The organism is Enterococcus sp. LJL90 (genome assembly GCF_056924355.1).
In genome coordinates, this window is sequence record NZ_JBXPBQ010000002.1 from 548995 (window position 1) to 561587 (window position 12593).

The following is a 12593-nucleotide window of genomic DNA, read 5'->3' on the forward strand; positions in this document are numbered from 1 at the left end:
CCTCGATTAAACTCTCAGCCACTCAATTAATTGCTAAATTAATTGATGCTTGGCCTGTCTGTTTAATCGAGGGTTTTATTTATGGCTTTAAAGTTTTTCCAGTCACATGTAATTGTTTTTGTGTGATTGCCAAAGTCGTTGGACGATGGGAAATCAATAAAACAGTTTTTCCGTGAATTTTCTTGGTCAAGGTGCTCAGGATACTCCGCTCATTTAGATAATCTAAATTGCTAGTCGGCTCATCTAATAAAAGTAGCGGCGCATCATAGGCCAGCATTCTGGCAATGCCGATTCTTTGCCGCTCGCCGTCAGATAAACTGCGGGCCTGTCCACCTACCACCGTCTGCAGGCCATTTGGTAGACTGTTTATCCATTCCGCAATTTCGGCCTCCTCAGCAGCTTTTAAGACAGCCGCATGTGAAATAGCGGCATTGCCTAAACGAATATTTTCCAACAAAGTCGTCTCAAAAATAAATGTCTGCTGTTCCATCAAGCCTTCTAATTGATGGAGAGCTTCTTCCGAAAGCTCGCTGAGATTATTTTGATTGATATTAATCTGGCCGCTTTCAGGATTCCAATAGCGCATCAATAACTTCACCAAGGTGCTTTTGCCGCTGCCACTTTCACCACCGATGCCCAACCATTCTCCAGCTTCTAGAGTAAAATTAATTTTTTCTAAAATCGGTTTGCCTTGCTCATAGCTAAAGGCAACATCCTGCAAACTCACTTTATCTAAAGCAAAAGTTTCATTTGTTTTTCCAAAAGTCACGGCCGGTATTTCTTGCATTAAAGCATAGATGCGGCGGCCACTGGCAAAGGTCATCAATAAATCATTTCCCAAGCCATTTAAAGCTAACACTGAACCAAAGCCGCTTAAACTCAAAATTGGTGCCACAATGATTGTTTCCATTGGCAGCTGCCAAAAAGCAGCTAAGACTAAAATAATGACAGAAGTGGCAATCAAGGTCACTTCTCCAGCTATCCGCAAGACACTCCCCTGTTGCAAACGCAGGCGGTATTGCTGATTTAAATTGGTTCCTTTTTGGTGCAATTCGAATAATTTTTCTGTCTGGAGATTGTATTGGTCAATGTCCTGTAGACTGGCAATATCCTCCATCACGGCTTGATTCAAAGCTACAAAATCCTTTTGATAATTATCGCCAATCTGTTGATGTTTTCGGTAACTGAAAAATGGCAATAGAACACCAACAATTAATTGCCCCGCCAATAAAATCAGCGCCAAACCCAAATGATAGCGAGCCAAAAAGCCAACTGTCAAAATGGTCGTGCCGCAAGCAATTAAAACGGGGGAAACAGTATGAGCAAAAAATACCTCTAGCGCTTCAACGTCCGTGGTAATGGCTGTGATTAAATCGCCACTTTTTTTACCGCCCAAGCGGGCTGGTCCTAAAAGGCGCAATTGAGCAAAAATTTTCTCCCGTATAATTGCCAGCAAGCGAAAGGCAATATTATGATTTAAATATTGTTCACAATAGCGAGCTACACCACGAATGACCCCGCAGCAAATTAGGACAATCATAATCGCTGTTAAATTGACCGTCATGCCGCTAAAAATTTGAAAGGCGGTCACCGCCGCTAATACCGGAATGATAATCACCACAATATTACTAATGATGCCTAAAGTGACTGCCCCAGCCATCAGCCAGCGGAGTGGTTTGACAAAAGCTAAAAGCCAGCGAATTAAGCTTACATTCGTCATTCTGTCACGACTCCTTCCAGCTGACGTTTTTCCTCAGCAAAATAATCTCGATAAAAAGCTGACTTCTCGGCTAATTCTTCAGCCGAACCTTGAGCAGCTAGTTCGCCATTTTCAAAAACCAAAATTTGGTCGGCATGGGCAATGTTGTATAACCGATGGGAAATAAAAATCACGATATGATCTTCGGCTAATTCTGTCAGCACCTGCAAAATAATTTCCTCACTGGCTAAGTCAATCCCCGAAGTAATTTCATCAAAAATAAACAACTCGGCTTCACTTAATAAAGCTCTAGCCAGCAATAAACGCTGACGCTGGCCACCGGATAAATTACCGCCATTTTCAGTTAGAACTTCTGCCAATTGCTGCGGCAATTGTTCTACAAAATTTCGCAACTGAACTTTTTCTAAGACCCTCCATAACTCAGCCTCCGTGGCAGTCGGCTTAGCCAGCAATAAATTTTCTTTTAAGCTGATGGGATAGAGATAGCCGTGATTATTAACCAGTTTGCCCCGCTGATTAATTTCAGCCCGTGATAAATCATTTAAAGACTGCTGATTCCATAAAATCTCCCCTTGATAATCCACCAGTTGATGGGTCAGCAACTGGACAAAGGTGCTCTTACCGGAACCTGATTTACCGACAATACCGGTGAACTGACCTTTCTTAAAGGTCACCTGCAGATTTTTCAAAACGCTCCCTTGATTTTGATAACCAAAGCTAAGATTTTTCACAGTAATACTGGTTAACTCTTCTGCTAATTGTTCACTACCGTAAGCTATTTCCAGTCGCTCTAAATAATCGAATAAATTTTTGCAGGCACTGATGCCATTCATCGCCACATGAAAGAGTGAACCTAGCTGCCGCATTGGTAAAAAGAATTCCGCACTCAATAAAATAAACATCAGTAAACCTACCAATGTGAGTTGTTCGCCTTGATAAGCGATTAGCGCTAACCCGATTCCCAAAGCAGCTCCACTGTATGAAACAATATCCATAATCGTAATTGAATTTAATTGCATCGACAAAAGACTCATGGTCACTCTGCGGAATTTTTCAGCATCGGCTGCCATCTCTTGCTGTTTAGCTTGGTCACGATTAAACGCCTTCAAAACACTTAGCCCCTGCAGATTTTCGTGGAATTTAACTCCTAGATTGGTATAATTTTGCCAATAGCCCGCTAAAATTCTTTTTGCCAGCTTCATCACCGCCATAATAACAATCGGAATAATTGGCAAACAAATTAATAAAATCAAAGCCGGCTGCCAAGCAAATTGCGCCAGCACAATAAAAATAACTAAAGAAGCGGCCAAACAATAAAAGAGCTGCGGCAAAAAGCGCGCATAATAAATTTCTAACTGTTCGATACCATCAACTGAGTATTGACTCAAGCGGGTAGCTGAAATTTGCGCTTGGCTGTTGCCTAAACGAAAAGCTTTGGCCATCACCTGTTCTCTTAATTGCAGGCGCAAATTAGCGGAGGCCGCATAAGTCGCATGATCAGTCAGCTGACTCAAGCAAATTTTACCAAATAAAACCACCAGTCCGCCGCCCAAAAGCACAGCTGGATTGATGGTACCTTTTTTAATATAAGCATCAATTGTTTCTGCGATTAAAAACCACAGCAAAATCGAGAATAAAAGGTTGATTAGTTTATAAAATACTAATAAAAGCAGCGGCTTTTTCGCCGTCAACTGAAACAGTCGTTTATCGATCATAAGGCTTTTGCACCTCAGCAACTTTCCTATTTTTAGTTTTGCGTCCCTTGATATACCAAGACAAAGCAATCACATGGACGACATAAACAATCGCCATTGTGACCCGCATCACGAGATTATCGACTAAAATCGCCGGAATCAAAAAGACCAGCCCAATCACAAAAAACATGCGAATTAAACTTTTTGTTGAAATGTTTTTTTTGACAAGCGTCTCTACCACATAATTTTGATATGCATCTGAAGAGACAAGTTTGCCATATAATTTATCTGAACTTCTCACCCAGAAAAAGGCGGTCAGCAGATAAAAAACGGCCGTTGGTAAAAATGGTAAAAAAATACCTAACGTGCCTAAACCAAACATCAAGCCACCTAAAATAATAAACAGGATTTTTTTCAACAACCACACCTCACTCGCTTTATTCGTTAAGTATATCACAACCAAAGAGAGTTGAGAATGGTTATCAGTTAATAAAAAAGTTCAGCCCAAAAATAAATTCTGGACTGAACTTTTTTACATTTGTGGAATTAATTGGCCGTCTTCCATTTTTAAAACGCGATCAGACCATTCCACCATTCTTTGATCATGGGTCACCATCACCGTTGCTTTTTCCTTGGCATGGGCTTCTTTGACTAAAAGCTTAACCACATCATAAGCGTGTTCTGTGTCGAGGCTGGCAGTCGGTTCATCTGCTAAAATTAAATCTGGGTCATTGAAAAGCGCTCGGCCGATAGCCACCCGTTGTCTTTCACCACCGGATAAATCTTTCGGATATTTATCTTTTAAGTCGTAGATATCGAGAGACTCTAATAAATCTTTGGCAAAGTCAGCCTTTGCTTGGTGTTCAATCTTTTCAACAAATTGAAATTGTTCTGCCACCGTTAAAAAAGGAATTAAATTAGCTGATTGTAAAATAAAGCCGATTTCTTTAAAGCGCAGGGCTGCCCTTTTTTTCTCCTTTAAATGCGTAAAGTCATTGCCGGAAATTTTAATCGTGCCTGAGGTTGGATTTTGCAAGCCACCGGCGATGGTCAAAAAGGTACTTTTACCTGAACCTGAAGGGCCGATAATACTGACAAACTCCCCTTTTTCAACTTTAAAATCAATTCCTTTGAGGGCTTCGACCGCTGTGTGGCCGCTACCGAAGGATTTTTTGATATTTTCCATTTCTAAAATTGCCATGATTATTCTCCTCCAATCGCTGTAATCGGGTCAACCTTGGTGACGGTTCTAATTGAAAAGACGCCGCCCAAGACTGCTACGACAATTAAAATTCCGCCAAAGCCTAACCATTTGATTAAATCAACGGCAAATGGCATCGCTGCTGGTAAGATGAAGCTCGTACCATAGGACAACGCAAAGGCAATAATAACGCCGAACAAGCCGACAAAGAAGGCTTGCGCGATAATTGAGCGCACAATATATTTTGTTGCCACTCCTTGGGCCTTCATTACTCCAAAGAGACTAGTTTTTTGCAACGTCATCACATACATGAAGATGCCGACAATTGCTGCAACCACTACAAACAAGAAAGCAATCATGGAATTCAAGGTTAAACTTTCAGCGCTGTAACCGGGAATATTTTCAATGAAAGTCGCTTCATCAATTGCTTCGATTTTAGTATCGCCATCAGCATTTGTCACCGCAACATTGTTGTCATTTTGCACCACAATCAAGTTGACGGGAATATTTTCAGCACCGCCGAAATCTTGATCGCCGTATTTGATTTTGGCTTCGGTTGCTATGGAAGTGTAAATGATTGGTGCAACATTATAAGAAGAACTTGGAATGATGCCGACAATTGTCAACCTATCGTCATTGCCGATACTGACAGTGTCACCCACTTGATAGCCTTCTTGATCGGCTAAGTTTTGGGAAATCACAATTTCATCATCAGCTGTATACGTTGTGCCACTGGTTACCTCAGGGACAACAAAACTCGTATGAGCTGCGCCAAAAACGGTGATATTGGTTTTATCATCGGAGTCGGCATTTTCACTGATGGAACCAGAAAAAATGCTGACAGCCGCTTTATTGGCATCACTTGTGCTGACCCGGTCAATGTCGCCGGCAGTCAGTTGGGAAGCCGTAGCAACTTTATTGGCATCCTCTGATAAAACAATTTCTGATGCCTGCCAATCTGTCACAACTTTTGTATGGCCGCTGGCAAGTCCATCGGCTAAGCCAGAGAGCATGAAAACCACATAGCCGACTAAGACCATGATGCCGATAATTAAACTGTAGCGGAGTTTTGCATATTTCATTTCTTTTATTGCTAAGAACATCTCAATCACCTCTTAATTTATTTCGTAGGTTAGCATACCACCGCTAAACTAGTTTTGATATTTTTTGAAACCGGAATGAACACTTTTCTGAAAAGTGTTTTCTTGCTGATAAAATCAAGGGTTTTTTCTTTATTATTTGAAAATTGTTTTTCCTTATAGAAAAATGAAAGGCTTTTTTTGTAGCGTATCCAAAAAATATTTTTAAAAAAATTTTGGCTAAAGCTTCGTTTTAGGTTATGATGAAAAAAACTTCCAAGGAGCAGGCAATGAAGCTACGAGAAATTCAACCAGCAGATAATTTACACATTAAAAACTTGATTCAACATTCATTAAAACAGCGGCAGATGGACTTGCCGGGAACCGCTTATTTCGATCCTTATTTGGCTCAACTTTATGAATTTTATCAACAAGAAGCCTTTGGTACTTACTGGGTGATTCCTTATCAAAAAGAAATTATCGCCGGTGTCGGTATCGGCAGTTTTCCTTATCCAAATACTTGTGAGTTACAAAAACTTTATGTTCGAGATGATTTTCAAGGTCAAGGCCTAGCTAAATTATTAATGAACACCGCTTTGACTTTTGCCCGCCAGCATTATACTGAGTGCTATTTAGAGACCCATTCAAAGCTGACTGAGGCTTGTCAATTATATGAAGCATTTGGCTTTAAAAGGTTATCTGCGCCATTGATTGAAACCGAGCACACTAGGATGAATCGCTGGTACTTGAAGAAACTTGGCTAAAAATTAAGAGATTTTAAATTTGCCAGCTCGATTATTACCCCTTCGTGGGAACTTATGCTATAATAACAATTGGAATTTCGTTATCAATACATCGTTGCCTTTCCTAAGACAATTGAAAGGAGAATGACTATGACATTCGATAACAAAAATTTTCAATACCGAGTAACTTTGGATACTAAATTAAATTTGTTTGTTGTCTTCAACAAAGTAAATCCTAATCAAGTAGCCACCGGTACGACGATTGAAAAAGCTGTACAAGAATTGAAAAAATCTATCTAAGGAGTGTCCACTCACGTGAAGAACTATTCTTCGTACCATTTATAAAAGCATCTGCCAATCCTCATGGTGGATGCTTTTTTTGTTGGCTTCTTTCGATTTTGTGGGAACTGCTTTTAAGTCCGTCTCTCAGACTTGAGACGGATATTTATTAAGTTCCCTTAAGATTTCGACGGCTTGACCTCAAGATATGCTATAGTTTTATTACACTAAAATATTTTTATGCGACAATTTAATTTATTTTGAAGAAATTTATTCTCACTGGCGTAGCTTGAGAGCTGCAAGGATGACATAGAGGTAGGGATGTCATTGTTTAAATGAGAAATAGTTAACTGATAGTAATAGTTTTACCTGTAAGCTTTAAATTATGAATATTCTTTAGTTAGATAGCCACCTCAAACTTGAGGTGGCTATCGTTCATTTTAGAGAAATACAGTGATGATGCTGCCGCCGACAATCAAAGCTAAGCCGGCTAAAGTCAGACACAATTCTTTAGGCGTTTTCTTTTCCTTTAGAAAAACAATACTTCCCAAAGTTGCGACAATAACATTTAACTGCGTGATAATATAAGAAGTAGCGACGCCATTTTCTTCTGCAGAAAAAATGTAGGCTAAAGCACCGATACTAAAAATCATCCCGACAATACTAGTTTGCCAACTTTTTTTCTCGGTAAAGGCTTTTGGTTCTTTAATCAGCGTATAAACAACAGCGCCGGCAAAAATTCCTAACATTTGCGGAAAGAAAATGGACAAGCCAGAAGCATCAATTGCTTTGGGAATGACACTATAAATCCAATAACCAAAGCTGGTCAAAGCCAAAATACTAATCCCCTGTTTTAACTGATTGTTGCCGCCTTTACTTTCACTAAAGGAGGTCATGCTGGCACCGATAATTAGTAAAACAATCGCAACCGCTCCAAAAATTTTATTGGTAACTCCTGGCCATTCACCAAAGGCCAGTACGCTAATTATCGAAGTCCCGACCAATTGCAAGCCCGTGGTAATCGGCATCGTTTTGCTGACGCCCATAATTTCTAACGAGCGGTATTGCCCCGATTGTCCTAAAATCCAAAAGGCGCCTGAGGCCATGCTGACTAAAAAAATCGGCCAAGAAATCGCTGCCGGTGAAAAAAATAATTTAATTAACAGACCAACGATTAATGCGCCAATTCCTGTTCCTAAAACTTCATTACTAGTTTTCCCGCCTAATTTTCCTAAGATTAACGGCTGTAAGCCCCAACCTAAAGCGGGAATTAATGCAATTAAAATTCCCATGAGTTCTCATCCTTTTTTTGTTTTAGCCTCGTCCGCCTTGAAATGAAGGATATAAAGTCATCCCGCCATCCACAAACAAGGTAATGCCCGTCACATAGCTAGACTCATCTGATGCCAGCCAAGCGACCGCTGCCGCCACCTCTTCCGGTTTCCCAATCCGGGCCATCGGAATCATACTGGTGGTCGTTGCTAATTTTTCGGGATCCGCGAACTTTTCAGCATTAATTGGTGTGTTAATAGCTCCCGGTCCAATGCTGTTAACGCGAATTTTTTTAGCAGCATATTCCATTGCAATCGTTTCGGTGAACAATTTGACACCGCCTTTAGATGCAGCATAATGAGCGAAGGTCGGCCAAGGAATTTGTTCGTGCACTGAAGACGTATTGATGATATTGCCTTTTTTATCTTGACTCAAAAAATAATTAAGAGCTGTCTTAGCGCCGAGAAAAACGCCAGTCAGATTTGTGCTGACAACTTTTTCCCATTCAGGTAAAGGTAGTTCATGGGTATTGTATTGATTTTCCAGACCAGCATTATTAACCCAAATATCCAAATCCCCAAAGGCCTTTAGTGTTTCAGCTAATAATTTTTGATTACCCTCTTCTGTGGCAACATCTGCTTGTATGGCAATGCCTTGTCCGCCAGCTTTTTCAATGATTGCGACGGCTTCTTTTGCCCCCGCTTCATCAGAATGATAATTGACGGCCACTTTCATTTTTTCTTTACCAAATCGTTCGGCAATGGCGGTGCCGATTCCCTTTGACCCGCCGGTGATAATCGCAACTTTATTAACTAATTCTGAATACATCTAACCACTTCTTTCCATTTTTAAAAATAATGACTTCTTTATAAAACAGCCATATAAGCTGTATTAAATTATTCTATGTCCTTCAAAAAAATGCAAAAAAACAGCTTAAACAAAGTTGCTTAAGCTGTTAATGCTTGCGTTTATTTTTTATTTACTAAAAGAAATTCTCTGGTGCCTTCCTCAAAGCGCTCCAAGCCGTCTTGTAAACGGCTGACAGGACAAGCATAATTCCAGCGGACAAATTGCTGACCGTTGCCGCCAAAAATATCCCCTTCCGATAAGATTAAACCGGTTGTCCTTCTTAAAAACTGACAAAAATCAGCCGTATCCTTCGTCAATGCGGAACAATCCAACCAAGCCAGATAAGTCGCTTGGCTTTCAATCAGGCGAATTTCAGGAAAACGCTTTTTAAAAAACGCCGTCAAAATCTTTCGATTCTGACTTAAATATGAATTTAGCGCCTCTAACCAAGGACGACCGTCAGTAAAAGCTGCGATTGCCGCTTGAATGGCAAAGGTATTCGGTTCCGCCACTTCATCTGTATTAATCCCCCGATTTACTTTTTCAAAAAGCGCTGGATTTTCCACGTAAATTGCCGAAGTTTGCAGTCCGGCTAAATTGAAGGCTTTCGTCGGTGCCAAACAAACTATCAGTTGTTGCGAAATCGCCGGAGAAATATCAATAAAAGAACGGTATTGATACCCTTCATGGGTCAAATCACAATGAATTTCATCACTTAGCAATAGCACCTGATGTTTCACGCAGAGGGCGCCGATTTTTTCCAAATCGGCCTGCGACCAAACTTTGCCAATCGGATTATGGGGATTACAAAAAATAAAAAGCGTGGTCTCCTTTAAAGCCAGTTTTCTTTCTAGGTCTTCAAAGTCAATCTGATAATTTCCTTCGTGATAACTCATCGGTGAAGCTAAGACCTGCCGTTGATTATTTAAAATCGAATTGAAAAAAATATTATAGACGGGCGTCAAAATAACGACATTATCATGAACCTTGGTCACCTTCCGGACAATCGAGGAAATCGCCGGCACGACGCCCGTACAAAACATCAGACCTGATTTTTGGATACTCACCTGATGATAGTCTTGCCACCAATTGATAAAGCTTGCGAAAAATTCTTCGGGGACTGTATTATAGCCAAAAGCATTTTCCTCAAGACGTGATCTTAGGGCCTCAGTAATGGCTGGAGCGGTCGCAAAATCCATATCCGCCACCCACATCGGCAGCTCATTTTCCTTTATATCCCACTTGTAAGAATTATTTTGGCGGCGATCTATGAGCTGATCAAAATCATAGCTCATAGGGCCACCTGATTTTCATTACCTAATGATAATTCCGTTTGACTAAAGTCGATGGCATTATCATCAAAAATAATTTCTTCAATGGCTGTGGCCTGAATTTTTCCGGCAAGCGGATTTTTAATACTTTCAATCACTGAATCCGTCGAAACTTGAACTGTTGAATATTCAAAGGCTAAATCGGTGTTGACAATTTTGCAGTCAATCATTTCCAGATTTTCCATGTAACACATCCCTTGATTGCTCTCCACCAAACAGTTAATTAATTTAATATTTTGGGAGTTCCAGCCGAGGTATTCACCGATGATGACCGAATCTCTTACCACGACATTTTCGCAATTCCAAAATGCATCTTTACTGAGGATGCGGGCATTGCTGATTTCGATATTTTTAGCACCATCAAAAGCGTAGTTACCAGAAATAGTAAACTGATTCGCTTTAATATCTTGGCTATTCATAGCAAAATAGTCGCCAGTTGCTTGAACATTATTTAAGGTAATCTGCTGACAATTCCAAAATGTTTCCTCCGCATTTGGCAACTGGACATCCTCCAAATGAATATTGGAGGCTCTGCGGAAAGTTTTAGGCGCTTGAATCAGACTATGTTTGATTTCAAGATGATGACTGTACCAGATACCAGAGCGAGCCGTCTCAGTTAAAGTGATATTTTCCGCTTCTAGAAAGTTGCTATACCATAGAGGATACTTCCAGCGAAAAATATCATTGACCAATTCCAAATTGCTGCTTTCTTTTAATGGTGATTCGCCATCTAGAAAAACTGAATCTTCAATTCTCAAATTTTGTGCTTTAAATAAAGCTCGTTCGCCGCTTAAGACGGCTTGTTTAATTGTTTTCATATTTAATCCCTCTTTTATAAATTTCTATAGCTTAAGCCTACTCCTTAAAGCTGACTTTAAGTCAAGGGGAATTTTTAAAAAAAATCAATTATGTTTTAAGCTATTCGAAAAAGCAGATATATCTTGAAGAATTTCCTCAATTAAACTAAGTGGTTAATTAAACTAAGTAGCTAAATTTAAACATTATGAAGAAAGCTTCTTTGTGATTGCCACTTTCCTGATTGCCACTTTCACAACTGCTTAATAAACTTTACATCCCAATAGACGATGGCTTCTTCATACGTTGCCAAAGTCTGCAGCTTTAAAAGGCTGCCTTTAATGCGGCCGATTTTGATGCGGGGCACACCTAACGTCAGCTCCTCATCTGCCAGTGCAATGCCAATGCATTGGCTATTGGGAAAATAACTAACATCCCCCACAGAAGAATATTCTTTGACAGCTCCAGTTAAATTCATGCAGACTGGATCGGAGAAATAATAGTTTTCCAGCTTATTTTTTTCAAAATAGATTGGTGTCTGCAAACTGCAGCCCTTGACCTTCAAAAGAATCTCTGACTCGATTGCGATTTCAGATAGCGTATCTCCCATCTGAATCATCAGCTTGGATTCTTTAACTTGCCATTTATAAATCATCTTGCTTCCCTCATTTAATTGAACCTTTGCGTATTATTTCCCTCAGTGTAAGGCCTGAAGTGGACTTTAAGTCAAGCAGAAGTTCTTTTCCATGGCAAATTTTTTTGAGATTAACTAATAAACCTCAAGATTCAATTATTTTTTGAATTTGAGCGATTTTCAGTTTAAATCCGCCAATATTTCTGACCGTCTTTTGTTCGACCTAAAAAGCCGTACTGAATCAGGTAACGGCGGACACTGACAAAGTCCGCAAACATCTGTTGGATAATTTGATTGACTTGGGCCTCGGTATACGTTTTTTCTTCGTTAAACTCGCCAATTAGTTTTTGCAAAAGAATAATCTTACTTTTTTCTTTACTGGGAATAGTTTCCGCCCACCCCTTTTCATCTAAAAAGTTTTGCAAGACCTTCTGCCGCTCTTTTTCAGAAATATTGAACCGATCATCATAATTGGCAATACTGATTTCTTCTGCCTGCATTTTTTTGTTGCTCCTTTCTAATTGCGCCATAACCGCCAAAAAGTATTGGGCCTGACGTTTTTTCTCCTTTAGTTTGAAACGATGATTGCGAATAGTTGAGGTACTGACCGCTAATTGCTGGGCAATTTCCTCATCCGTTAAGTCGACAGCAAACAAACTTAAAATATTTTTTTGGGTCGCTGAAATTCCCGTGGCCTCTTGGGGCAGATTTAAAACAGCCTTGAGGACTCCTCCATGAACCTTTGAAATGTGCTGTTGCATTTGGTAGCGGCTCGTGAAAAAACGACCATCCTCAGCAAAAATTTCTTCTTTTAAATAGCTCGCACCGCAAAATAAACACACCAACTCGGCCGCTTCTTCAAAATAGCCGGCCTCAATAATTTCCGAAGTCAATTGTTGCATACAAAAACCTCCTTTGTTGGTAATTATACAATCAAACTGAAATTTTATCTACAAATAAATAAACAAAAGCAAAACAAAAAGACTGCCGCAGCAA

At 39.9% G+C, this 12593-nt stretch carries 13 protein-coding genes; 2 read left to right on the forward strand and 11 right to left on the reverse strand.

Going from position 1 to position 12593, the window contains the following annotated elements; all coding sequences use genetic code 11:
- Positions 1-79: 79 nt before the first annotated feature.
- The 5 genes from AC1Z3S_RS07515 to AC1Z3S_RS07535 all read right to left on the reverse strand — a co-directional run bounded on the left by AC1Z3S_RS07515 (position 80) and on the right by AC1Z3S_RS07535 (position 5718).
- Positions 80-1720: an amino acid ABC transporter ATP-binding/permease protein gene (locus tag AC1Z3S_RS07515; RefSeq protein ID WP_461739836.1), complete on the reverse strand. Its 1641-nt coding sequence runs from the start codon at positions 1718-1720 to the stop codon at positions 80-82.
- Positions 1717-3435, reverse strand: coding sequence for an ABC transporter ATP-binding protein/permease (locus AC1Z3S_RS07520; RefSeq protein ID WP_461739837.1), 1719 nt, complete (start codon positions 3433-3435; stop codon positions 1717-1719). Before AC1Z3S_RS07520 ends, AC1Z3S_RS07515 begins: the two co-directional genes overlap by 4 nt.
- Positions 3425-3832 carry a YbaN family protein gene (locus AC1Z3S_RS07525; protein WP_461739838.1) on the reverse strand — a complete coding sequence of 136 codons (408 nt, stop codon included), beginning with the start codon at positions 3830-3832 and terminating at the stop codon, positions 3425-3427. The genes AC1Z3S_RS07520 and AC1Z3S_RS07525 overlap by 11 nt, the downstream gene beginning before the upstream one ends.
- A 114-nt stretch (positions 3833-3946) precedes the next feature.
- Positions 3947-4618, reverse strand: coding sequence for an ABC transporter ATP-binding protein (locus AC1Z3S_RS07530; RefSeq protein ID WP_461737491.1), 672 nt, complete (start codon positions 4616-4618; stop codon positions 3947-3949).
- Complete coding sequence (locus AC1Z3S_RS07535) at positions 4618-5718, reverse strand: ABC transporter permease (protein ID WP_461739839.1); 1101 nt, start codon at positions 5716-5718, stop codon at positions 4618-4620. Before AC1Z3S_RS07535 ends, AC1Z3S_RS07530 begins: the two co-directional genes overlap by 1 nt.
- A gap of 266 nt (positions 5719-5984) precedes the next feature.
- On the opposite strand from AC1Z3S_RS07535, the gene AC1Z3S_RS07540 reads away from it, so the two are divergent.
- A complete protein-coding gene (locus tag AC1Z3S_RS07540; RefSeq protein WP_461739840.1) occupies positions 5985-6458 on the forward strand; it encodes a GNAT family N-acetyltransferase in 474 nt (157 codons plus the stop codon).
- A gap of 129 nt (positions 6459-6587) precedes the next feature.
- Positions 6588-6737, forward strand: a complete 150-nt coding sequence (locus AC1Z3S_RS07545) for a hypothetical protein (protein ID WP_265456806.1) — start codon at positions 6588-6590, stop codon at positions 6735-6737.
- Between the two features lie 419 nt (positions 6738-7156).
- On the opposite strand, the gene AC1Z3S_RS07550 is transcribed toward AC1Z3S_RS07545, so the two are convergent.
- From AC1Z3S_RS07550 to AC1Z3S_RS07575, 6 genes are all read right to left on the reverse strand, one after another.
- Positions 7157-8008, reverse strand: a complete 852-nt coding sequence (locus AC1Z3S_RS07550; protein WP_461739841.1) for a GRP family sugar transporter — start codon at positions 8006-8008, stop codon at positions 7157-7159.
- A 22-nt stretch (positions 8009-8030) separates the two neighbouring features.
- A complete protein-coding gene (locus AC1Z3S_RS07555; RefSeq protein WP_461739842.1) occupies positions 8031-8816 on the reverse strand; it encodes a glucose-1-dehydrogenase in 786 nt (261 codons plus the stop codon).
- Positions 8817-8956: 140 nt separating this feature from the next.
- Positions 8957-10132 (reverse strand): MalY/PatB family protein, encoded by a 1176-nt coding sequence (locus tag AC1Z3S_RS07560; RefSeq protein WP_461739843.1) that lies wholly within the window; start codon positions 10130-10132, stop codon positions 8957-8959.
- Positions 10129-10986, reverse strand: coding sequence for a DUF3737 family protein (locus AC1Z3S_RS07565; RefSeq protein WP_461739844.1), 858 nt, complete (start codon positions 10984-10986; stop codon positions 10129-10131). Before AC1Z3S_RS07565 ends, AC1Z3S_RS07560 begins: the two co-directional genes overlap by 4 nt.
- Positions 10987-11216: 230 nt before the next feature.
- Entirely contained in the window at positions 11217-11618 is a 402-nt protein-coding gene (locus AC1Z3S_RS07570; protein ID WP_461739845.1) for a hypothetical protein, read from the reverse strand.
- A gap of 164 nt (positions 11619-11782) precedes the next feature.
- Positions 11783-12499 carry a DUF2087 domain-containing protein gene (locus AC1Z3S_RS07575; protein WP_461739846.1) on the reverse strand — a complete coding sequence of 239 codons (717 nt, stop codon included), beginning with the start codon at positions 12497-12499 and terminating at the stop codon, positions 11783-11785.
- Between the last annotated feature and the right edge of the window lie 94 nt (positions 12500-12593).